The 23,039-nt window shown below is 58.6% G+C and carries 23 protein-coding genes; 5 read left to right on the forward strand and 18 right to left on the reverse strand.

Annotated features, from left to right (window positions below; all coding sequences use genetic code 11):
- Positions 1–3 precede the first annotated feature (3 nt).
- From NQ490_RS01580 to NQ490_RS01600, 5 genes are all read right to left on the reverse strand, one after another.
- Complete coding sequence (locus NQ490_RS01580) at positions 4–1,218, reverse strand: S41 family peptidase (RefSeq protein ID WP_007047060.1); 1,215 nt, start codon at positions 1,216–1,218, stop codon at positions 4–6.
- 169 nt (positions 1,219–1,387) lie between these two features.
- The gene (locus NQ490_RS01585; protein ID WP_007047061.1) at positions 1,388–2,602 is read right to left on the reverse strand and encodes a murein hydrolase activator EnvC family protein; all 1,215 of its coding nucleotides are present in this window, start codon (positions 2,600–2,602) and stop codon (positions 1,388–1,390) included.
- Positions 2,603–2,626: 24 nt separating this feature from the next.
- Positions 2,627–3,532 carry a permease-like cell division protein FtsX gene (gene ftsX, locus NQ490_RS01590; RefSeq protein WP_007047062.1) on the reverse strand — a complete coding sequence of 302 codons (906 nt, stop codon included), beginning with the start codon at positions 3,530–3,532 and terminating at the stop codon, positions 2,627–2,629.
- 28 nt (positions 3,533–3,560) lie between these two features.
- The gene (gene ftsE / locus NQ490_RS01595; RefSeq protein ID WP_007047063.1) at positions 3,561–4,313 is read right to left on the reverse strand and encodes a cell division ATP-binding protein FtsE; all 753 of its coding nucleotides are present in this window, start codon (positions 4,311–4,313) and stop codon (positions 3,561–3,563) included.
- 213 nt (positions 4,314–4,526) lie between these two features.
- Entirely contained in the window at positions 4,527–5,894 is a 1,368-nt protein-coding gene (locus tag NQ490_RS01600; protein WP_040917723.1) for an RsmB/NOP family class I SAM-dependent RNA methyltransferase, read from the reverse strand.
- Between the two features lie 101 nt (positions 5,895–5,995).
- On the opposite strand from NQ490_RS01600, the gene NQ490_RS01605 reads away from it, so the two are divergent.
- Positions 5,996–6,136, forward strand: coding sequence for a hypothetical protein (locus NQ490_RS01605; protein WP_007047065.1), 141 nt, complete (start codon positions 5,996–5,998; stop codon positions 6,134–6,136).
- A 65-nt stretch (positions 6,137–6,201) separates the two neighbouring features.
- Here the strand turns inward: NQ490_RS01605 and NQ490_RS01610 are convergent, their stop codons facing one another.
- The 8 genes from NQ490_RS01610 to NQ490_RS01645 all read right to left on the reverse strand — a co-directional run bounded on the left by NQ490_RS01610 (position 6,202) and on the right by NQ490_RS01645 (position 13,336).
- The gene (locus NQ490_RS01610) at positions 6,202–6,582 is read right to left on the reverse strand and encodes a Mini-ribonuclease 3 (RefSeq protein ID WP_320415300.1); all 381 of its coding nucleotides are present in this window, start codon (positions 6,580–6,582) and stop codon (positions 6,202–6,204) included.
- Positions 6,583–6,608: 26 nt separating this feature from the next.
- Entirely contained in the window at positions 6,609–7,892 is a 1,284-nt protein-coding gene (gene obgE / locus NQ490_RS01615; protein ID WP_007047067.1) for a GTPase ObgE, read from the reverse strand.
- A 77-nt stretch (positions 7,893–7,969) separates the two neighbouring features.
- Positions 7,970–8,221: a 50S ribosomal protein L27 gene (gene rpmA / locus NQ490_RS01620; protein ID WP_007047068.1), complete on the reverse strand. Its 252-nt coding sequence runs from the start codon at positions 8,219–8,221 to the stop codon at positions 7,970–7,972.
- Positions 8,222–8,235: 14 nt separating this feature from the next.
- Positions 8,236–8,547 (reverse strand): 50S ribosomal protein L21, encoded by a 312-nt coding sequence (rplU, locus tag NQ490_RS01625; protein WP_040917732.1) that lies wholly within the window; start codon positions 8,545–8,547, stop codon positions 8,236–8,238.
- A gap of 156 nt (positions 8,548–8,703) precedes the next feature.
- Positions 8,704–9,558, reverse strand: coding sequence for a bifunctional methylenetetrahydrofolate dehydrogenase/methenyltetrahydrofolate cyclohydrolase FolD (folD, locus tag NQ490_RS01630; RefSeq protein WP_007047070.1), 855 nt, complete (start codon positions 9,556–9,558; stop codon positions 8,704–8,706).
- A 22-nt stretch (positions 9,559–9,580) separates the two neighbouring features.
- Positions 9,581–10,717 carry a prolipoprotein diacylglyceryl transferase gene (gene lgt / locus NQ490_RS01635; protein ID WP_007047071.1) on the reverse strand — a complete coding sequence of 379 codons (1,137 nt, stop codon included), beginning with the start codon at positions 10,715–10,717 and terminating at the stop codon, positions 9,581–9,583.
- A 44-nt stretch (positions 10,718–10,761) separates the two neighbouring features.
- Positions 10,762–12,048, reverse strand: a complete 1,287-nt coding sequence (yfmH, locus tag NQ490_RS01640) for an EF-P 5-aminopentanol modification-associated protein YfmH (RefSeq protein ID WP_007047072.1) — start codon at positions 12,046–12,048, stop codon at positions 10,762–10,764.
- Positions 12,038–13,336, reverse strand: coding sequence for a M16 family metallopeptidase (locus NQ490_RS01645; RefSeq protein ID WP_050764697.1), 1,299 nt, complete (start codon positions 13,334–13,336; stop codon positions 12,038–12,040). The genes yfmH and NQ490_RS01645 overlap by 11 nt, the downstream gene beginning before the upstream one ends.
- 255 nt (positions 13,337–13,591) lie before the next feature.
- Here NQ490_RS01645 and NQ490_RS01650 point away from each other — a divergent pair, with 255 nt between their 5' ends.
- Positions 13,592–14,944, forward strand: coding sequence for an MATE family efflux transporter (locus NQ490_RS01650; protein WP_007047074.1), 1,353 nt, complete (start codon positions 13,592–13,594; stop codon positions 14,942–14,944).
- 81 nt (positions 14,945–15,025) lie between these two features.
- On the opposite strand, the gene NQ490_RS01655 is transcribed toward NQ490_RS01650, so the two are convergent.
- From NQ490_RS01655 to NQ490_RS01675, 5 genes are all read right to left on the reverse strand, one after another.
- Positions 15,026–16,231, reverse strand: a complete 1,206-nt coding sequence (locus tag NQ490_RS01655; protein ID WP_007047075.1) for an aspartate kinase — start codon at positions 16,229–16,231, stop codon at positions 15,026–15,028.
- A 37-nt stretch (positions 16,232–16,268) separates the two neighbouring features.
- Positions 16,269–17,159, reverse strand: coding sequence for a homoserine kinase (gene thrB, locus NQ490_RS01660; protein WP_007047076.1), 891 nt, complete (start codon positions 17,157–17,159; stop codon positions 16,269–16,271).
- A gap of 32 nt (positions 17,160–17,191) precedes the next feature.
- A complete protein-coding gene (locus tag NQ490_RS01665; protein WP_007047077.1) occupies positions 17,192–18,421 on the reverse strand; it encodes a homoserine dehydrogenase in 1,230 nt (409 codons plus the stop codon).
- Between the two features lie 44 nt (positions 18,422–18,465).
- Positions 18,466–18,894, reverse strand: coding sequence for an ACT domain-containing protein (locus NQ490_RS01670; protein WP_007047078.1), 429 nt, complete (start codon positions 18,892–18,894; stop codon positions 18,466–18,468).
- 224 nt (positions 18,895–19,118) lie between these two features.
- Positions 19,119–21,662, reverse strand: a complete 2,544-nt coding sequence (locus NQ490_RS01675; protein ID WP_007047080.1) for a transglycosylase domain-containing protein — start codon at positions 21,660–21,662, stop codon at positions 19,119–19,121.
- 218 nt (positions 21,663–21,880) lie between these two features.
- Between NQ490_RS01675 and NQ490_RS01680 the strand changes: the two genes are divergently transcribed.
- The 3 genes from NQ490_RS01680 to NQ490_RS01690 all read left to right on the forward strand — a co-directional run bounded on the left by NQ490_RS01680 (position 21,881) and on the right by NQ490_RS01690 (position 23,026).
- Entirely contained in the window at positions 21,881–22,192 is a 312-nt protein-coding gene (locus tag NQ490_RS01680; RefSeq protein WP_007047082.1) for a hypothetical protein, read from the forward strand.
- 98 nt (positions 22,193–22,290) lie between these two features.
- Entirely contained in the window at positions 22,291–22,530 is a 240-nt protein-coding gene (locus NQ490_RS01685; protein ID WP_007047083.1) for an acyl carrier protein, read from the forward strand.
- Between the two features lie 79 nt (positions 22,531–22,609).
- Positions 22,610–23,026 (forward strand): MaoC family dehydratase, encoded by a 417-nt coding sequence (locus tag NQ490_RS01690; protein ID WP_007047084.1) that lies wholly within the window; start codon positions 22,610–22,612, stop codon positions 23,024–23,026.
- The last annotated feature ends 13 nt before the right edge of the window (positions 23,027–23,039 follow it).

Consider the following 23,039-nt stretch of genomic DNA (forward strand, 5'->3'; position numbering starts at 1 on the left):
TGATCAGTTCTGCCCGGCCAGCGACATGGCGGCGTTGACTGCCTTGCTGATCTGCGGGTCGGTTTCGATGGTAAAGTCGTAGTAGGCGCTCTGTTCATCAGCACTCAGCGCCGCATCCACATCGGGTGTCAGGCCGGTATCGTTCCAGGATTGTCCCTCATTGTCCAGCAGCAGGCCGATGGTGATGTACGCTGCCGAACCGTCGGAGAAGCTCTGCGCGTCGCTCATCACCACACCTTTGCCCATGGTGGTCGTACCGACCAGCGTGGCGCCGCCCATTTTGCGTAGGGCGTTGGCAAACAGCTCCGCCCCGCCGGCCGTATTGCCATTGACAAGGCATACCATAGGCAGGGTGATCTCATTCTCATCGGACATCCGCAGATCGGTGGTGGTCCCGTCCTTATCCTCCTGCTGGGCGATCAGTCCGGAAGGGACGCAGTAATCCGCCGACACCAGCGCGGCGTTGAGGTTTTCGCCGGTGTTGTCCCGCAGGTCAAAGACATAGCAGGTGGCACCCTGGTCCTTCAGGCTGTCCACTGCCGTCTTGAATTCCGTGGCAGTGCTGGTGCCGAAGGAGTCAATGCGGATATAGCCGCAGGTGCCCGCCGTCAGCTGGTAGGATACCGTGGGCGTATTATAGTTGGTGTGCACAAGATCCAGTGTCTGCTCCTGACGGTCCGGCGTCAGATAGGTGATCGTGGTGGTGGTGCCTTCCTCCCCCAGCAGAGCCGAGGTGATGGTAGCGGTATCCGCCATCGTCTTGGTGGAGGTACCGTTGATGGCCGTAATAAAGCCACGGACTTCCAGGCCGTTTTCACTGGCCGGCGAGCCGTCGTAGACCCGGATGATCCGCGCATAGCCGGAAGAGGCGTCGTTGACGACCGCCACGCCGATACCGGTCAGTTTGCCGGAGGCCACCGACTGCATTTCGCTGTAGGCTTTGGCCGTGTAATAGCGGGCATATTTATCGTTGATGCCCAACACGTATCCGGCTGCGATCGTATCATTGAGGGTGTCCTCATTGATGGTAAAATACTCATTGGCGCGCACAAAGCGGTCAATCTCCGAGAGTTTGTTGTACTGCCGTTCCTTGTTTTTGACGCTGGACACGGTTGAGTTGAACATATTCATCGAGATGACCATCGTAAGCGAAAAGGTGACCGCCATCGCGATCAATGCGATGGTAGCGGCAACGCCCAGACTGATTTTTTTACTCATGGATCAGACGGCTCCTTACTGTTTGGTGACCGCTTCAGGCGGCGTAAGACAACGAGAAGAGGATGGTGCTGAACAGGCTCAGGACCATCATGGCTGCAAACACAAGGCAAAAAATGCGCACAGCCGTTTTATGCTTCTGCGGTTTCATAGATTGTTTCCTCCTCCGCGATCAATGCGGAATCCAGTTGGTGACGTTGGTCAGCACGCCGTTGATCTTCATTTCCAGATGAAGGTGGTTGCCGGTGGAATATCCGGTGGAACCTACATAACCGATGACCTGGCCTTTTGTTACGCTCTGCCCGGCGCTGACGATGGGGGTGCTGATCATATGGGCATAGAGCGTCGAATAGGTATTGCCTTCATCGTCCTTGCCGTGATAGATCTGCACGTAGTTGCCCCAGCTGTAATGGTAGGTGGCATCGGTGACGATGCCATCTGCAATGGCATAGATTTCGGTGCCGCCGGGAGCGGCGAAGTCGGTGCCGCGGTGCCCGCCGGTTCCGAACACGCAGGAGATATACTTATAAGAAGGCAGTGCCGGGCCAAAGTTCAGCGAGCAGGTCATCGCCGCGCTGCTGTACTTATCCACCTGGGAATTCAAGTAGGCATCCAGCTGAGCGGCCGCCTGGTCCAGGTTCTTGCGGGCCTGCTCCTCCTCGGCTGCCAGCACTTCGGCTGCCGCATCGGCATCAGAAATGGTCTGGTCCTGCTGCTGGATACTGACCTGCAACTCGGACTTTTTGCTGTCCAGCTGATTGTTCTGGTTTTGCAGCTCCGCCTGCTGGGATTCCAGTTCGGCCTTGGCGTTTTCCAGTTCGGTGCGCTGGGCTTCCAGCTCCTGGCGCTGGGTCTCGATCTGCTGACAGATTTCCTTGTCCTTGCTGGAGATCTGCTCCAGAGATTCGGCGAAAGTCAGCAGCTGATACAGACTGTTGGCACTGGAAAGCAGTGCGATGGAACCGCCGTCGTTGAGCATCTGCATGGCACCCAGCCGGTCCTTGAAGCCGGCCCAGCGCTCATCGTATTCGGTCTGCTTCACATCCACTTCAGCCTGCTTTTCATCGATTTCCAGCTGCTTGTTGTTGATGTCTTCCTCAACCTGGGCGATGGACTGCTGCAGCAGTCCGATCTGGGTCGTGATGACCTCGGTCTGCTGCTCGTACTGTTCCTTCAGATCTTCGGCGTTGGCCTTGTTGGCCTGATTGTCCTTGATCTTCTGCTGGATGGCTTCCAGTTCCTGCTGCGCAGCGTCCTTCTGCGCCTGCAATTCGGATTTTTTATCGTCCGCGAGTGTCATGGTGTTGGTAGAGACCGTCAGGGTCACGACCATCGCCACCGCCAATGCCATGGACACCGCTCGTTTGATCAGCGGAGAAATTTTCATAGTCTTGTTTCCTGTCCTGTTTGCTCAGACATTCAGATGTTTACGGATACTGGTGGCTGTACCGATGCCGCACAGAACGAAGCCCAGCAAGGCAAAACCGCCCACGATGTAATACCATACGTCGATAAGGGGCACCAGCTGACCGCCGAACATCTGGGAAAGGGTGGTCGGATTTTCGGCATACCAGCGGCAGAGTGCATAGTAAGCGCCGCATACCACGCCGGAGGCAATGGCCGCTGCAATCAGACCGGAGGTAACGCCCTCCACAAAAAACGGAAAGCGGATGAATCCGTTGGTGGCGCCCACCAGCTTCATGATGCCGATTTCCTTGCGGCGATTGAAAACGGTGATCTTGATGGTATTGTTGATGACCACAATGCTGACGATGGCCAGCACCCCCACCACCGCGTAGCAGGCATAGCTGATAGTTTTCTGCAACGAGACAAAAATGTTGGACAGGTCCAGCGGAGCATTGACGCGGTATACCCCGTCGATCTGTTCCAGCTGGTCCTTCACGGCAGGAATATTGTCAGGGCTGTCCACCACCACACGGTAGTTGGGATAGAACGGATTATCGTTGGAAAAAGCCGATTCCAGATCGATATAGTCCGACAGCATATCGCTGTAGATGGAAAGCACTTCCTGGGGCGAAACATAGGTCACGCCCACCACATGCTCCGTGCTGCGGATGGCGGAATCCGCAGCGGCAATCTGGTCCTCGGTGGCGTCCAGATTCATGTAAACGACCGTCTCGTTCTGGTCACCGATATACTCCACCATGGCGTCGATGTTGACGCCCAGCAGATACGCGGCACCGATCAGCAGCATACAGACGGTCAGCACGCCCATAGAGGCAAAGGTCATCAGCCGGTTGGCCCGCAGATTGTGCAGGCCCTGACCGACCAGGTAAGTAAAGCTGGAAAAACGCATGATGTTCCCCTCTTGGTTCTCTTATCGGTTATTCGTCGTCGTACTCCTCACGGCTGCGGGCCGCCACCTTGGCAGCGTAGCGACGCGCCACCTCCGGATGGGCGGTGTCCGACGCCACCATACCATCGGCCAGCGTGATCACTCGATTGTTGTACTTGGCAGCCAGCTTGTGCACAAGCTCATGCTCGTGGGTAACGACGACCACCGTGATATTGACCTTATTGATGGCCTCAAACAGCTGCATGATGTCCATGGACATCTCAGGGTCGATGTTGCCTGTGGGCTCGTCTGCAATGATGATCTTGGGGCCATGGGCAAGAGCGCGGGCTACCGCCACACGCTGCTGCTCGCCGCCGGAAAGTTCATCCGGCAGGCGGTCCATCTTATCCTCCAGACCTACCAGCGACAGCGCAAAGGGCACACGGGCCTTGATCTTCTTGGTGGAGATATTGGTCACCCGCATGGCAAACGCTACATTCTCGTAGACCGTCATGGTCGGGATCAGGCGGAAGTCCTGAAAGACCACACCCATCTGACGGCGCAGATAGGGCACCTTGCGTCGTTTGAGCTTGGTCAGGTCCTGTCCGTTGATGAAGACCTTTCCCTCGGTGGGCTTTTCCTCCATCTGGATCAGTTTCAGGAAGGTGGATTTGCCCGCGCCGGAGTGGCCCAGGATGAAGACAAATTCGCCTTCATCGATATGAATATTGATATCCTCGAGCGCCACATTCTCATCGTTGTGGGTCTCGTAGGTCTTGGAAACGTGCTCAAAATCGATCATTGGTGAACTCCTGTTGACTTGCTACGTCCGGGTAATGGTTACAGTCATACATTTATAAGGATACCATGCCAGGCAGGTTCGGTCAAGGGTTTGGCCCCGTATAAAACCGTGAAAATTGTGGGAACTTTCCGGCGGGATTTTCATACAAAAAGGCGGAAACGCGCCGCAGCAGCCTATCCGGCCGCCGGGCGCGCTTTTGCTGTTTTTTTCGTATTATCGAAGATTCCGAAGCCCTTTGGGATAGTGGTTTTTGATGCGGCCACCGCTGACTTTACCCGCTCCCAGAGGGAAGCCGTCGACGCAGACGGCACACCAGCCGCTCTGTGCGGTGACGGCATCGATCTCCTCGCCGCGCAGCCAGGCCGCCGTGCGGGGATCATCCCGGGTCAGTTCCTCCCGGTTGGCGCATTGAGCACCGTAGGCCATAAACAGCGCATGAGCGGGCTGAAATCGCTTTTTGACTATGCTGCCCGCCAGCACACCGCCGCGAACCAGTCGCAGCTTGCCGAGCGGAAGGGTGTCACTGCCCACAGGCGGCAAAAGAATCCACTCCCCCGCCGTTGCCACAGGCAGCTCCGCCAACTGCGGAAAATAGGTTTTGGAAAATTCCGTCCATTCTGACGGAACTTTGGCGGGACGCCGCGGCTTGTTTCGGCCCGGTGCGGTGAATGCCACCTCCGGGGATTTCTGCAGTTTGGCCATAAAGTGTCCCTCTCCCCCATCGGCCGGCCAGATGCGACGGCAGCGTTCCGCCGCAAAGCCTTCCGGTGCACGGTTGGCTTCGCCGGGACGTCCGAATCCGCAATCAGACAGATCCACAAGAGAAAACTCCGGGTGCCGCTGCAGAAAGGATGCAATCTGTGCCTCATCCTCCTGAGGTGCAAAGGTGCAGGTGGAATAGACCAACACCCCACCTGGTGCCAGCAACGCGGCTGCATTTTCCAGAATTTCGGCTCCCAATGCAGCACAATGAGTTACCAGCGCGTCATTGTGCTGGGCTGACGCTGCAGCCTCCTTGCGGAACATGCCTTCCCCGGAGCAGGGAGCATCTACCAGCACCCGGTCAAACCGACCGGGCCAGGCCGCAGCCAGGCGTGCGGTATCTTCGTTGGTGACAAGTGCATTGGTCACACCCATGCGCTCCAGATTCTGGCGCAAGATCTCAGCCCGCGCGGCTACGAACTCATTGGCCACCAGTATTCCCTGTCCCTGCAAAGCCGCCGCCAGCTGACTGGTCTTGCCCCCCGGCGCTGCACACAGATCCGCCACCAGCATACCAGGCTGCACATCCAGCAGTGCTGCCGGTGCGCTGGCGCTGGGTTCCTGGGCATAAAACACGCCGGCATGGTGCCATGGATGGCGGCCGGGCCGCCAGTCCGGGGCCGTCGTGAAAGCAGATGGGCAGAACGGCGACGCCGCAACGGAAAAATCTGCCCGGGCAGCCAGCCAGTCCGGGGCGCAGCGCAGTGCATTCACTGTAATGCCCCGGGCCGGTTCCGGTGTGGCGTAACGGTAGAGTTCCTCAAAGCGGTCCCCCAGCAGGGCGCGCTCCCGCGCGGCAAAATCAGCGGGGAATTCCATCTTGTATCCTCCCTTGCATAAACAGGCCATGACCGGGCAAACTACCAGTGCGGCAACAAAACCGCAAGATCGTTTTTTACTTGCGAAAGGAGTAACCTCTCATGGCAAAGAATCAGACGAACAACACGACCAACCGCAGCACCAACACTACCAACAGCACCCAGAAAAAGACCACCAACGGCACCCAGCAGCGCAGCACCAACCGCACCACCAGCGCTACCGAGAGCAAGAACTGCAAGTGATCCCGGTCCGCGGCCCTGCTGCGGTATAGAAAAGGCTCCGGCCCCGTGAAGGGGCCGGGGCTTTTTTATTGCGGCTGATACCCTGTCCAAAGGGCATCAAACAATTCCTGGATGCGATCGTTACGGCCCTGCAGGTAGAGCCACCCCAGCAGGCACTCGAAACCGGTGGAAGCCCGGTATTCCTGCACCGTGGCATGTTTGGCCACACTGGCCTTGCTGGTATTCTTGCCGCGCCGCAGCACACCGGCTTCCGCTTCGGTCAAAAGGGGTTCCAGAATCTCCAGTTCCCGGCTCTGGGCATGGGCGCTTACATAATGGGTGGCTACCGTGTGCAGCCGGTTGGGCTGCAGCCGGGTGGTGCCCACCAATTTGGCGCGTACCAGCAGTTCCAGCACCGCATCCCCCACAAAGGCCAGAGCCAGCGGGGACATTTCGTGGATATCCACTTCGGATTTCGTTTCAAACAACATACTCAATACAGATAATCAAACTCGTATTCGCCGATCTTGATGGTATCATCTTCCTCGACGCCTTCCTCCACCAGCTTGTCCAGAATGCCGGAATCGCCCAGCTGGGTCTGGAAATACTGCAGGCTTTCGTAGTCCTCCACGTTGGTGCCGGCAAGAATGCGCTCCAGCCAGGGCGCGTCAATGGTGAACTCATGTTCGCCGGTCCGGGTGACGGTGAACGGACGGGTGGGTTCCAGGCTCTTGTCGGGACGCTTGTACTCCGCCTCATACACCTTGATGGGCGGCAGGTCTTTCAGACGGTTGTAGACCAATGCCGGCAGGCCGTCCACGCCCTGGCGTGTCGCCGCCGAGATGGGCAGGAAGGTCAGCCCCTGGGCCTCAATATATTGCTTGAATTCCTCGACCTGTTCCGGTGTGGCAATATCACACTTGTTGCCCAGCACGATCTGGGGGCGCTGCGCCAGTTCGGCGCTGAAGCCTGCCAGTTCGTGGTTGATCTGCTCAAAATCGGCCTTGGGGTCACGGCCCTCACAGCCGGAGACGTCCACCACATGCAGCAGCAGACGGCAGCGCTCCACATGGCGCAGGAAGTCGTGGCCGAGACCTACGCCCTCGGCGGCGCCTTCGATCAGGCCAGGGATATCGGCGCAGACAAAACTCTGCTCCGGACCGACCCGCACCACGCCCAGCACCGGGGTCAGGGTGGTAAAATGATAGTTGGCGATCTTAGGCTTGGCTGCCGAGATGATGCTGATGAGGGTGGATTTGCCCACGTTGGGGAAACCGATCAGACCCACATCGGCAATGACCTTCAGTTCCAATTGAACATGCAGATCCTCGCCGGGCAGACCGGGTTTTGCGAACTTGGGAATCTGGCGGGTAGGCGTGGCAAAATGGGAGTTGCCCCAGCCGCCACGGCCGCCACGGGCGACCACCACCGGCTCTGAGCCGGACAGGTCCGCAATGACCAGACCGGTCTCCGCTTCCTTCAGCACGGTGCCGCGGGGCACACGGATCACAAGATCGTCGGCGTCGGCGCCGCTTTGCCGCTTGGCGCGGCCATTCTCGCCGTCCTGCGCGGTGTATTTGCGCTTGTAGCGGAAATCCATCAGCGTGGAAAGGTTGTCATCGGCCACAAAGATGATGTCGCCGCCGCGGCCGCCGTCGCCGCCGTCAGGACCGCCCGCCGCCACGAACTTTTCGCGGTGGAAGGTCACGGCGCCGTCGCCGCCTTTGCCGGCATGCAGCCAGATGGTCGCGGTATCAATAAAATTACTGGTTGCCATAGTGTACCTCGCACGGTGTCGGGCACCGTCTGTAATAAAAATCGGGCAGGCCCTGCCGGCCCGCCCGTCTGGTTTTTTTACTGCTTGACCGTGCAGCGCTTGCGATCGCGGCCCATGCGCTCGAAGTGAACGCGGCCATCGACGAGGGCAAACAGCGTGTCGTCGCTGCCGATGCCGACGCCCTCACCCGGATGGATGTGGGTGCCGCGCTGGCGGACCAGAATGTTGCCGGCCAGAACGAACTGACCGTCGCCGCGCTTGACGCCGAGGCGCTTGGACTCGGAATCACGGCCGTTCTTGGTAGAACCTACGCCTTTTTTATGTGCCATTGTGCTGTACCTCCTTAGCCGTTAATCGCGGTGATTTCCACCTTGGTGTAGGGCTGACGATGGCCTTTGCGGACCATGCTGCCCTTCTTGGGACGATAGGTGAGAATGTTGAGCTTCTTGCCCTTGCCGTTCTTGACGACCTTGGCGGTGACGGAAGCGCCCTCAACAACGGGAGCGCCAACCTTGACAGCGCCCTCCTCGCCAACGGCCAGGACCTGATCGAAGGTGACTTCGCTGTCAGCCTCAGCGTTGAGCTTCTCGACGTAAACCACGTCGCCAACCTTGACGCTGTACTGCTTGCCACCGGTCTTGATAACTGCGTACATTCGGATAACCTCTTTCAATAAGTCTCGCTGGACAGTAGGGCGTTGCGGCAAAACCGCACACTTTTCGGGCCCATACCAAGCGGCTTTAAAACTATACCATAGATTCTGCGGCTTGTCAAGGTGTTTTTGCCAAAACAAGCCCGATGCAGCGTCTTTTTATTTCTCCATGGCGCGGCGGGCAGCCTCCACCGTGTTGAGCATGAGCATGGCACGGGTCATCGGCCCCACCCCGCCCGGTACAGGCGTGATCCAGGCTGCCTTTTGTGCTGCAGTCTCAAAGTCCACATCGCCGTGCAGCTTTCCGTCCGCACCGCGGTTGATACCCACATCGATGACCACCGCACCGGGTTTGATCATGTCGCCGGTGACAAAACCCGCACGCCCCACTGCCGCCACCAGAATATCGGCAGAGGCACAAATCGCCTGAAGATTCTGCGTTTTGGAATGGCAGATGGTCACCGTCGCATTTTTCGCCAGCAGCAACATCGCTGCCGGCTTCCCCACAATGTTGGAGCGGCCAATCACCACTGCATGCTTGCCGGGAATCGGAACCCCGGTAGATTCGATCATGCGGATGCAGCCCGCCGGGGTGCAGGGCAGATAGCAGGGTTCCCCGATCTGCATGCGGCCCACATTGACAGGCGAAAAACCGTCCACATCCTTTTCCGGAGGAATGGCATCGATGATCGCCTTTTCATCAATGTGCGCCGGCAGCGGCAACTGCACCAGAATGCCGTGCACTGCCGGATCTCCTGCCAGTTCGTCCACACGGGCCAGCAGTTCCTCCTGGGTGGTTTCCTCCGGCAGGCGGATGTTCCGGCTTTCAATGCCGCATTGGGCACAGTCATTGATCTTGCCGCGCACATAAACCTGACTGGCGGGATCCTCCCCCACCAGTATAACCGCCAGACAGGGCGTTATTCCTTTGGCTTTCAAAGCCTCCGTCTGCTGGGCCGCCTCCCGCTTCACTTCCGCGGCCAGAGCCTTTCCCTCAATCAGCTTTGCCTCCATACCGTTCTTCCCCCACTTTCTGTTATTCCTTGGAATCGTCGTCTGCATCAGGTGATTCGGGATTTTCCCCGGCTTCGGTCCCGTCGCCGGTTTCTTCTGCCGCCGACGCGGTCTCCGTCGCCTCCGGCTCCGGATCTTCCAGTTCCTCAATGTCCAGCGCATCCAGATCCAGCCCCGCCAGCCGATCATTCATGGCCTCGGTAGCTGCCACGAATTCCGCATGGGATGCACAGGCCGGCAGCGTATCGGGCGTAAATCGGTTGCCTGCCTTGGCTTCCTTCTGGATGTCCCGCACTGCCAGTGTGACCAGAAGCGTCTTGCCTCTGGCACGGCGCAGTCCGACGAGCAGCAGGCAGAATGCCGCCAGTGCCGAGATGTACGCCACCAGCTGGCTGGCACGCAGCCCGGTATTGCCGATGAGCAACGAATCGGTGCGCAGTCCTTCGATCCAGCCGCGACCCAGGCCGTACCAGATGGCGTACAGCAAGAAAATCTGGCCGTGGAACTTGCGGTGCTTCACATACAAGGCCAGCGCCAGGAATCCTACAAGGCACCAGATACTCTCATACAAAAAAGTGGGATGAACAGGCATGCTGTGATCCACGGTCATGCCTGCCGGCAGAGTGACCTGCACCGACTGGAGATAGGCTTTGGTTCCTTCGCTGTACATGCCCCAGGGCAGTGTGGTGTTGGTGCCGAAGGCCTCCTGGTTCACAAAGTTGCCCCAGCGGCCGATGCCCTGTCCGATCAGGAAGCCCAGAGCCACCAGATCAAAGAGGGGCAGCAACGGCACCTTACGCCATTTGGCAGCCAGGCCGCCGAAGACAAAGGCACCGATCACCGCACCGTAAATGGCAATGCCGCCCAGACGGATATCCACCATTTCCCAGAGGCTCTGGTACTGGAACGGTGCCATGGCCACATAGTAAATGCGCGCGCAGACAATGGCCATCACCGTACCGATGGCCACAACATCCACCAGACGATCGGAGTCGATGCCGAAGTCCGGTGCGTTGCGGAAGGCGTACAGCAGCGCCAGCAGCATGCCCACCGCGATGATGACGCCATACCAGTAGATGTTGAAGCCCCCGATGGACAGCGCCACCCGGTTGATGGTAAACTCCAGTCCCAGACCCGGGAATTGAACATGGTAGACCATAATACTTCCTCGTTTTCTTCTGTGATGTTCCCTTTTTCAGCGATTTACTGCGGATCGATCTGCACGTAGGCGCGGTTTTCCTCCCGCAGGGCGGTTTTCATCAGGGCGTTGGCATCCTCCACCGTCAGTTCCGCCAGCGCGGCGATCTCATCGGCCAGTGTGCGGCCTTTCAGGCAGGCAGCGGCCGCTTCTTCAGCGGCATCATCCACCGTCTCCACGTCCCCCAGGAGTTCCCCGTACATCTGGTTTTTCACCAGCAGGAAAAGCTCCGGGTCGACGCCCTCGGTACGCATCCGCTCGATCTCTCCCTGGAGCATCTCGGTCACACGCTGCGGTGCTTCGCTCTCACCGGTGAAGGCTACCGCGCAGGCGCCGCGCACTGCAATGAAGTCACCGGAAAATTCCGGGTTGACCAGGGCCTCATCGTAGAGTTTGCGGTACAGTTTGGTCAGGCCGCCCACAACCAGGTCGCCCAGCATATCCAGCAGCAGTTCCCGCTTCAGATCTCCCTGGGCCAGCGGAGGCTCGCGGTAGGCCACGCCGAAACAGGGCTTATTGACCGGCATCGTAAAGCGGGCCTCCTTGCGGGCAATAGGGCCTGCTTCTGCCGGGACGTCCCATACCACCTCGTGGGCAGGGCGGGCGCGGTAAAGACCGTTGCGCTTGCAGGCTTCCACCGCCTGTTCCAGCGTGATTTTGCCCGCCACCGACAGCACCATATTGGACGGCGCATAAAACGCCCGGGTGCAGCTGTACAAAAGCTGCGGCGTCAGGGTGGCGATGCTGTCCACCGTGCCGGCGATGTCATCGCGCAGCGGATGGTCGGTGTACAGGCAGCGGAACAGCGCGTTGAGCAGCCGCCAGTCGGGACTGTCGTCGTACATCTTGATCTCCTGGCCGATGATCCCCTGCTCCTTGGCAATGGTGGCCTTGGTGAACCAGGGTTTTCCCACCAGACCCAGCAAAATGTCGAGGTTTTCATCGATCTTCTGGGTAGCCGAGAAGATATAGCAGGTGCGGTCGTAGCTGGTAAAAGCGTTGGCCGACGCACCGGTCTTGGCATAAAAGGTAAAGGAATCTCCCTGGGGCGTTTCACACATCTTGTGTTCCAGGAAATGGGCCGTGCCCGCCGGCAGCGTGACCGGCTTGCCATCCAGCGTGAACTGGCGGTGAATGGAACCGAACGCCGTGGCATAGATGGCATGGACGCTGCTGTATCCCGGCATCGTGCGGCAAAGTACCGTCAGACCGCTGGGCAGCACCACCTTTTCGCAGCTGACTGCCGCGGCTGCGCGCGCCTGAGCGGCGGCAAACCGTTCGTTATCGGACATCTTCGGCGCCTCCTTTCCCCTGGGTGCCGGGTTTGGCCGTGACGGTATAGCAAACCGAATAGCTGTACCCCTGCAAGGCCTGACGCACCTCATCCAGCGAGACGGCGTTGGTGAGTACCTTGCCGTATTCCGGCGGATAGAGCGGTTCGCCCCGGGTGATCTGGCCATAGTACCAGCTTTCCAGCGCGGCCAGACTGTCCCCCAGCGCATCCATACCGGAGATCAGCCCGCGGCGGCAGTCATCCAGTTCCTCCTGGGTGAGCGGGCCGTTCTTGAGAGCTTCCCACTCGGCGAGAATAGCGGCCTCGGCCTGCTCCTCTTTGCCGGGTTCCACGCCGGAATCAATCATCATCACACCGGTGGCTCGCTGAGCCGCCGAGCCGCAATAATAGCACAGGGACTGTTTTTCCCGCACATTGCGGAACAGCCGGCTGGTGGCCGAACCACCCAGCACGCTCATAGCCGCCCGCAGAATGCTGACGCTGGGCGGGTTGGGATTGTCCCCCGCCGTAAACAGCATACAGAGCTTGGCCTGGGTCAGGCCGGGGATTTCCTCCCGGAAATGCCGGACCGGCGCCGCAGGCATTCCCATAGGTGCCGCAAAGGGCTGGGGCGTGCGGGAAAGATGCTGCAGCTTCTGCAATAGCAAATCCGCCACACGGGCTTCGTCCGCGCCCTGGACCATGACGTCGATGGTGGCACTGGCAAGAATGCGGTCATATTCCGCCTTCAGGCTGGCCGGCGTCACGTTCACCAGCTCACCGGGGTAGCCGCCCAGCTCGATGCCCGCTGGAGAATCCCCGAAGAATTTGCGTCGGGCCTGGCGCACACAGTACAGCCGTTTGGAGTTGTACTCCGCTTCCAGGCGGCGGGCCTGGGTCTCGGTCTCGATGCGCACCGCCTCGGCGTCAAAGACGCCATCCACAAGATAAGGGTCAAAGATTGTGCCGAAAACAATATCGGCATAGGCGTCTGTCAGATTTTCGCCGCGGAGGGCATAGCGATCCTGGATACCGCAGATGTCCGCCGAAAGAATCCGGTCCGTTCCCGCGTTGGAGAGATCCACGCCGAGATCCGCGCCGTACAGTTCCGCCAACCGGCGGGAGAGCGCTGTCATATCCGGGCAGGCCGCATAGCCCCGCTCCAGCACCAGCGCCAGCACTGCAGCGTCGGTGGCCGACTCCCGCCGCGCCGGAAAGCGCAGATGGATGGTGATGCGGCAGCGATTGAATTTTGAAGCGTCCAGTGTCGTGATGAACACACCGGGCGCGAGTTGCTTTCGTTCCAAATTCCTATTCCTTTCCAACAAATAGATATCGGTATTATACCGCTTGCGCCCCCAAAAGTAAACCGACCCGCCGAAAATCTTACTGGCCTTTCGCACATTCATGCAAAAAGTGCGTATTTTTTTGCATAAAAGCATTGACGCACCCCCGGGACTCTGCGGTATTATAGAAGGTATGGAGGGAAGAGATCACCACAGGTCCCGCCGGGCACCAAACCGTTCGTGTCCGCGTTGCGGGCGGGGCCGAGGCAACCAAACATGGAAAAAAATCTGACAACCGGCAGCGTGCTGCGCAATGTGCTGTATTTCTCGCTGCCCTATCTTTTGTCCTATTTTCTGCAGACGCTGTACGGCATGGCCGATCTGTTTATCATCGGTCAGTTTGAAGGGGCGGCCAGTACCACCGCAGTCTCGGTGGGAAGTCAGGTCATGCATATGATCACCGTGATGATTGTGGGTCTGGCCATGGGTTCCACGGTCAGCATCGGCCGATTCATCGGTGCCGGAGACCACAAGCGGGTCACCGCTGTCATCGGCAACACCGTTTCCCTGTTCATGGCCATTTCTCTGGCGTTGATGGCCATTCTGCTGGCGCTGGTGCGTCCCATCGTAGCCATCATGTCCACCCCGGAGGAGGCCGTCTCCGGCACTGTCGCCTATCTGACGATCTGCTTCATCGGCATCCCCTGCATCACGGCATATAATATCATCAGTTCCGTCTTCCGGGGGCTTGGGGATTCCAAAAGTCCAATGTATTTCATCGCCGTGGCCTGCGCAGCCAACATCGCGCTGGACTATCTGTTTATCGGCGTATTGGGTCTGGGCCCCGCCGGTGCCGCCCTGGGCACCACCCTCTCTCAGGCGATCAGCGTGGTGGTTTCCCTGGCGGTGATCCTCAAACGGGAGACCGGCATCCGCCTGCGCCGGGAAGATCTTCGGCCCAAGCGCGGCGTACTGCAGCAGGTGCTGAAAATCGGCCTTCCGGTAGCGCTCCAGGATGGATTCATTCAGATCGCCTTCATCGTCATCACCATCATCGCCAACCGCCGCGGCCTGAACGATGCCGCTGCCGTGGGCATCGTGGAAAAGGTCATCAGTTTCCTGTTCCTGGTTCCCTCCTCCATGCTGTCCACCGTATCGGCGCTGGGGGCCCAGAACATCGGTGCCGGCAAGCACGACCGTGCCGCCCGCACCCTGCAGTACGCCATTCTGATTGCAGCCGGCTTCGGGTTCTGCATCAGCATCCTGATGCAGTGGATTGCCGAGCCGGTGGTGAGCCTCTTCACCACCGATCCCGTGGTCATTGTGGCCGGTGGACAGTATATCCGCGGCTACATCTGGGACTGTCTGTTTGCGGGTATCCACTTCAGCTTCAGCGGGTATTTCTGTGCTTACGGCCGTTCGGAGATTTCTTTCCTGCACAACATCTGTGCCATCCTGCTGATGCGGGTCCCCGGCGTTTACCTTATGTCGGTTCTTTTCCCCGATACGTTGTTCCCCATGGGCATCGCCACCGTATGCGGTTCCCTTTTGTCCGTGCTGATCTGCGTGGTCGCTTTCTTCTATCTCAAAAAGCGTGGCTGTTTCGGCGGTACTGTCGTACAAGTCTGACCGTTTCTATAACACACAAGCCCCCGCACACCTGTGATGTGCGGGGGCTTACCCTTTTCCCTCTATGTGGTCCGGAAACCCTTAGTTGATGAAAGCGTCATGGATGGCCGCCACTGCCTTGTCGGCATCCTGCTTGTCGATGATGACGCTGATCTTGATCTCGCTGGTGGAGATCATCTTGATGTTGATGTTCTGGCTGAACAGCGCCTCGAACATGGTGGAGGCCACACCGGAATGGCTCTGCATGCCGGCGCCCACGATGGAAACCTTGGCAGAATTCTTGTCAACGCTGATCTCTCCACCGCCAAACCGGGACGCCGCACTGTTCAGGGCAGATACCGCAGCCTCGGCATCTCCCAGGGGCACCGTGAAGCTCAGATCCTTCTTGCCCTCGCTGCCGGAGCTCTGCAGGATGATGTCGACGTTGATGTTCTTCTGCGCCAGCAGGCTGAACACCTTAAAGGACATGCCCGGCACATCCGGAACATTCTTGATAGAGATAACGGCGACGTCGTTGTCTTTCGCCACGCCTTTGATCAGCATACCTTCCACGTTGGTTTCCTCCTTCACAATGGTGCCGGGCACCGGGTTGATGCTGGAGATGACTTCCAGCTCCACATTGTATTTTTTGGCCAGTTCCACGCTGCGGTTGTTGAGCACCTGAGCACCCAGCGAGGCAAGTTCCAGCATCTCGTCAAACGTGATTTCCTTCAGCTTGGTTGCCTTGGGGATCTTGCGGGGGTCAGCGGTATAGACGCCCTCCACATCGGTGAAGATCTGGCAGCGGTCGGCATGCAGCGCCGCCGCCAGCGCAACGGCGGAGGTGTCGCTGCCGCCGCGCCCCAGCGTCGTGATGTCGTCAGAACGGTTGAGGCCCTGGAATCCGGCCACCACCACCACACGGTTGCGGGCCAGTTCACTCTCCACACGCTCGGTATCCAGCCGCTTGATGCGGGCCTTGGAATAGGCGCGGTCGGTATTGAAACCGGCCTGCCAGCCTGTCAGGCTGATGGCGGACACGCCCAGTTCCTGCAGCGCCATGGTCAGCAGCGCAATGGAAATTTGCTCACCGGTAGCTAGCAGCATATCCATCTCCCGATGGGACGGGTCCGAGGTAATCTCGGCCGCTTTGGCAATGAGGTCGTCGGTGGTATCGCCCTGAGCAGACACCACCACGACCACATCGTTGCCCGCATTGCGCGTATTCATGACGATGCGCGCCACGTTGAAGATGCGGTTGCGGTCCTTCACCGACGTACCGCCGAATTTTTGCACGATCAAAGCCATAGTTATCGTCTTCCTCCTCTATCTATGCACAGGCCTCTCACTCAACCACCGCGCCGGTGTTGTCCGCCAGCAGACGATGTACGGTAAAGTGCCGGAGCAGTTCACTCTGCTGCAGTGCCGCTGCAGCCCGGTCAAAGAACGCAGTGTCATCCTTATGGATCACCGCCATGATCGTGGGACCGGCGCCCGAGATATATGCCGCCAGAGCCCCCAGGTCCAGCGCCAGTTCAAAGACTTCATCGCCGCCCTGGATCAGCGGCAGACGGTACTGCTGATGCAGGGTGTCCTTGGTCGCCACACCCAAAAGACCATAGTCGCCATCACAGAAAGCCGCGGTGGCCAGTGCCGCACGGGAAAGGTTATACACCGCATCCTTGTGGCTGACCATCTGGGGCAGCGCCGCGCGCGCCTTGGAAGTCAGCAGCCGGAAATCCGGCACAAAGGCCGCAAAGGCCAGTTCCGGGTCGATGTCTTTTTTCACGCTGTAGACCTGACCTTCGTCGATGACGCTGGTGACAAAGCCGCCCAGCATCGCCGGGGCCACATTGTCGGGGTGGCCTTCAATGGCGGTGGCCAGCGTCAGCATCTGACGCTTGGTCAGTTTGTCGCCCAGCAGCGCATTGGCACCCAGAATGCCCGCCACAATGCAGGCGGAACTGGAACCCAGGCCCCGGGCCATGGGGATGTCATTGCGCTGGGTGATGCGAAGTCCCCGCAGCGGAATGCCCAGTTGGTCATACACGACCCGCGCCGAACGGTAGACAAGGTTATTGGAACCGGCGGGCACATGGGTCCCGTCCACAGAGGAAATCTGGATGCCATTGCATTCCTCAAAGGTGAAAACGTTATGCATCGAGACCGCCAGGCCCAGCGAGTCAAATCCCGCACCTACATTGGCACTCGTCGCAGGAACCGTTACCTGTATCATATGAGAGGTTCCTCTCTTTCGTGAATCGTTGTTCAGTCCGCCAGCTGCTTGAGCACCAGCGCCACTTCTCCGCCGAGGACGCGGATCTTGCCGCGGATTTCCTCGATCTGGTCCACGGTAGCGGCGTCGATGCGGTAGGCAGCCTCTCCGTTTTCTTCCAGTACCACATGGCCGGGCCCCGCCACATTGGGCAACAGCGCGGCGGCTACCCCGCGCACCCGGATATACCAGGCGTAAGTGCCGGGATCCTTGACCAGTCCTTCCCGTTTGGGAGCCGGTTTCCAGAACAGGCTGTCGTGGACCTTGACGCCATCTTTGAGGGCGTCGATCACATCGGCCACCACCGCACTGGCTGTGGGCAGTTTACCGGCGCCCTTGCCGTAAAAGACCACATCGCCCAGCATGTCGCCCTGCATGAGCACGGCATTGAAGACATCGTCAACCCCCGCCAACTGGTTGGAATTGGGTACGAGCATGGGCTCCACACCCACTGCCATCTGGCTGTCGGTTCCCTCGTCGTACCAGGCGATGAGTTTGATGGCACTGTCCAGCTTTTCTGCGGCTTTGACATCGGTGACCGTAATGTCGCGGATCCCGCGGGTGGAAATATTGTCAGGATAAACATGGTGGCCACAGGCCAGGCTGGCCAGAATGGCGATCTTGCGGCAGGCATCCCGGCCGTCTACATCGTCGCCAGGATCCTTGGTTTCGGCATACCCCAGCTGCTGGGCGATCTTCAGGGCTTCCTCAAAGCTCATGTTCTCCCGCTTCATCTTGGTGAGCATGAAATTGGTGGTGCCGTTGACAATGCCCTGGATGCGGCTGATATGGTTGGCCGCCAGGCATTGGTGCATCGGAGTGATGATGGGGGTACCACCGCCCACGCTGGCTTCAAACAGGAAGGCCACGCCGTGTTCCCGCGCCAGCGCCAGCAGTTCGGCACCATAGGTCGCCACCATCTCTTTATTGGAGGTACAGACGCTGCGACCGCTCTCCAGGCATTGCCGTACATACGGGTAGGCGAATTTGGTCCCGCCGATGGTCTCCACCACGACTTTGACTTCCGGATCAGCCAGAATCGTGTCCAACGATTTGGTAAAGAGTGCGGCGTCCGGCGAGTCGGAAAAATCCCGCACATCCAGAATGTATTTGACCTCCACCGGTTCCCCGGCGCGGCGGGCAATGGACGCCGCGTTGCGGCGGCAGACCTCCAGCACACCGCTGCCGACGGTGCCGAAGCCCATGATTGCGATTTTAGCCATCTGTAGTTCCCCCTTACTTACAAACAACCGGTTTGGCCCCCGGTTCAGGCACCGCGGTGGATTTCCACCACGCAGGGCTGATGCGACAGGCGTGTGAGCATCTCCTCCACCGGCATCTGCATCGTGCCGGTACGTACCGTGACCTCCACCTGGGCCGCGCCGTTTTCCGGCCGGGACTGAGTGATTGTCACAATGGAGGCACCAGCTGCGGAAATACCCGAAAGCAAAGCCTGCAAGGCACCGGTCTTATCCAGCAGGGTCGCCACCACCGTGATGGATTCCCTGCCGGCTTCGGCATCAAACACCGTGTCCTTATATTTATAGAATGCGCTGCGGGAAATGCCTGCCTGACGGGCTGCAGTGGAAATGTTGGTCACCGCGCCGGAAGCCAGCAGTTCTTTGGCCTGCAGTACTTTCAGAAACACTTCCGGCAGGACATCCGCATCTACCAGCAGGAATCGGCGATCCGGCATGTTGTCCCCTCCTTGCGTACAGTTGTAGTTTCGACAAGCAACATCATACCACCGAAACAACCACTTTGCAAGTATTTTTCCGGACTTTCAGCCCGTTTTTGGCATTTTGCACAGCGTTCCACCACTTTGCCGTTTGTTTTTCTACCACGGCTATCTGTGCGCGCACAAAAAACAAACGGCCATCCCGATGGTGTACATCGAGATGGTCGCAAGTGGTTTCAGAATCAGGCAGCCGGCTGGGTAGCATCCGTAGACTGCGTGGTATCGGTGGTTTGTGCACCTTCCGCCGCCTGCTGTGCAAGGGCTGCGTAGGGATCTGTTTCCGTTGTGGTATAGCTCGCGTCGGGGAGGTTGTCCTCGGTGTAATAGCCCGTGGCGCCGCCGCCGGAAACGATCGCGCCGGTGGAGGTATCAAACTGCTTGGTCACAACACCATCGGGCATCGGGAAGCTGGCCGCTTCCTTGTCGGCCTGCAGCTCTTCCATGAGCGCTTTCCAAACCAGCTGGATGGGTTTGCCGTTGCGGCCTGCCGAGCCCAGTTCATACAGGCTCGTGGGCTTGTCACAGCCCCACCACAGCGTGGTGACGTAGTACGGGGTCAGACCCGCAAAGGTATAATCCTTGTAGTCGCTGGTCGTACCGGTCTTGGCCACCGCCTCGATGTCGCCAGCCGGCGCCATGCCGCTGGCTGTACCGCCGCTCTTCAGGACGTTCGCCATCATGCGGTTCATGATATAGGCCGTGGTCGGGTCAATGGCCTGGATCGTGTTGATATACTTGGTGTTGTCCAGCACCTCGTTGCCCTGATAGTCGGTGATCTCGGTGTAGTAGTGCGGCGTGGTGAAGGTGCCGTCGTAGAAAATACTGTAAGCGCCGGCCAGCTGCACCACCGTCATACCGTGACTCTGAGAGCCAAGCACCAGAGGTCCGAGGTCCATATCGGTCTCGGCGTCGATATAGGTGCATTCCAGGGTATCGTGGACAAAATTGTACAGGAAGTCCACGCCGACCATGTTGCCGACCCAGACCGCCACGGTGTTGTAGGACTGACGCAGAGCATCATACACCAGCATGGGATCGCCGTTGCCGCCTGCACCACCGTAGTTGGTGGGCCAGGCACGCCAGACATCGGAGCGGGACTGGGCCGCTTCGGAGTAGGGATCCATATAGGAATACTGATCTTTCAGCACCCGCTTGTCCTCCGCCGAGTAGAAGGGGGCATCCAGCACCTGGGAAGAATAGTTGATGAGCTTGTAGTCCAGCGCCAGGCAGTAGGCACCGATGGGTTTCATGGTAGAACCGGTCTGGTGCGGAATGGTGGCACGGTTGGTGCCCAGGTCGTACTTCTTCTCGCCGACACCGCCGCCGATGCCCAGAATGTTGCCGTCGTAATCCAGCGTGGCGATGGCCGCCTGGGTGCGGACCGTCTCGTACACGCAGAGATACTCGGTATCATCGTTGGGATAGTTGTCGTCGGTGGAGGTGCCCATCTTGAGGGTCGTATGCTCGTCGTCGGTATAGACCGGGATGTCATCCACACCGTACACCGCCAGACCGTCCTTAGTCAGCGGCAGACCGGTGTTCTCATCAAACGTGACGTCATCCCAGCTGCTGGTATCCGCCGGATAATCCCGCAGACAGACCGCTTCCTCATGCCACAGGGCCGGGATGTTGCCCTCGGCGTCATACATGGCATTTTCGATGGCCGTCTGGACTTCCGGGTCCACCGTGGAATAGACGCGCAGGCCGCCGTTGAAGATCATGGACTTGGCTTCGTCCGCGGTCATGTTCAGCTTTTCCTGCAGGTCGTTGAGCAGTTCGTAGTAGAGCGCATCGGTGAAGTAAGAGTTCTGGGAAGAACGGGTGGCATTCTCGGTGGAGCTGCTGGTTTCCGTCAGCGTGATCGTTTCGGCACAGGCGGAATTGTATTCTTCCTCGGTGATATACCCCTGGGTATACATCTCATACAGCACGTGGTTGCGGCGGGTGATGAGGTTTTCCGGGTTGGTGAAGGGATTGTACGCCGTGGGGTTCTTGGTGATGGATGCCAGCACTGCGCACTCCGAAAGGGTCAGATCCTCCACATGCTTGCCGAAATACTCCTGTGCACCAGCCTCCATGCCGCAGACAATACCCGTCAGCGGGATGGTATTGAGGTAGGCCTCCAGGATAGTCTCCTTGCTGTAACGGTTGGCAAGACCCAGAGCGCGGAAGATCTCGCGCACCTTACGCATCTTGTCCACCTCGTCATCGCCGGTCAGGTTCTTGACCAGCTGCTGTTCCAGCGTGGAAGCACCCTGCTGAGAGCCGTAGATGGCGTGGTCGGTGAACTCATTGAGAGCTGCACCGATGGTACGCTTGATGTTGATGCCGGGCTCGTTGTAGAAGTCCTTGTCCTCAATGGCGATGACCGCATGCTGCAGATCCTCCGGCATGGCCGAAAGTTCCCGCCAGATACGGTTTTCGCCCTGGGTCAGGGTGGCGTATTCGTTGCCGTTCTTGTCGTAGATGATGGTAGTCTGCTTATTTTTCTGGTTATCCAGGTCCAGGACTTCTCCATCATCCGCCGTGACCTGCACGATATACATGGACAGCAGCACGCCGCCCACGCTGCACAGCATGATACCCACGCAGAACACACAGCCGATGAACCGAAGAATCATGCCGGGAATGCTCCGACGCTTTTTCTTCTTTTTCTTTTTAGGGTCCTGGGGATTGACCGGGTTGAACTGCCCCGTCGCACCGTTACCAGATTTTACGCCATCCATCGAGATATGGCGTTCCTTTTTGGGTTCTATGGGAACCGCCTCCTTTGATCCTATCCAAAAAGCGTTGCCGGCAAAGCCGTAACACAGAATTGCAGAATGCTATAGAATGGATTATACCACAAAACCACCGCAAAAGTACAGTCCGTTCCGCAAAATTCACAACTTTTTGTTTTTTTGCCGCTGCACCGTACCATACTAACTCCAAAGGAGGGCTTAGGATGGAAAACAAGAAAAAGCGCGGTTCTGCCGTGTATCTTTGGCTGCTGGGGGCGGCTGCCCTGGTCTGCCTGATCGTGAGCGTATGGTTTCTCTGGAGGGGCGGCGCCCGCAGGGAGGAACCTCTCTACCTTTTAAAAGACAACGCGGGGCATGTGGCTTTGTATACGGGAGATGGCACCGGTCCGCTGGCGCAATACGACGAAATCTACACCCGCCTGCTGCCCGAAGCCGACGTGCTGGCGCTGCAGCAGGGGGTGCCGGTCTACAGCGAGGTGGAGTTGGAAAAACGGCTGGAAGATTACGGCTTTTAACACACGCTTCTGCGCCGCACTTTTACAACTTTTCTTGCGCCGCGCGGCGATTTATGCTATAGTATGGGTAACTACCAAGCTTTAAAGGAGTACTGAATATGACCGAACAGGATATTTTGACTGCGGTGCAGGATATTTTCCGTGACAACTTCGACGACGACACGCTGGTCATCACCCGTGAGACCTGTGCCGACGACATCGAGGACTGGGACAGCCTGGAACAGATCAACCTACTGACCGCCATTGAGAAGAAATTCAACATCAAATTCAAGCTCTCGGACGTTCGCGGCCTGAAGGATGTGGGCGACCTGCTGGATCTTGTGGCCCGCATGGTCTGATTTCCCGGGATTTTCACAACACATACTGTATGGGCGGCCCTGTGCCGCCTTTTTTCGAAGGAATAAAAAGGAGTCTGCGATGAACCACTACACGCTGGCCGAGATGGTCCCCGGCCTGACGGAGGAATTCACCGTCACGGTCACCGCCGAAATGATGGAGGCGTTCCAGGCCATTACCGGGGACGTCTCCCCCATCCATATAGACGCCGAATATGCCAAAGGACGCGGCTACCCCGGCCGGGTGGTCTACGGTATGCTGGGAGCCAGCTTTTTCTCTACGCTGGCCGGTGTCTATCTGCCCGGAGAGCACTGTCTGCTCCACGGCGTGGAATGCAAATTTGCCAAGCCGGTCTTTATCGGTGATACGCTGACGGTGAAAGGCACTGTGCTGCGCGTCAGTGAGATCGGCAGCGAAGCGGAAATCAAAGCCGTGATCACCAACCAGAACGGGCAGCGCGTGACCCGCGGCATCATCAAGGCAGGCCTTGCCAAATGAGGGAGGATTCCAT

It is taken from the genome of Subdoligranulum variabile (genome assembly GCF_025152575.1).
GTDB classification, from domain to species: Bacteria; Bacillota; Clostridia; order Oscillospirales; family Ruminococcaceae; genus Gemmiger; species Gemmiger variabilis.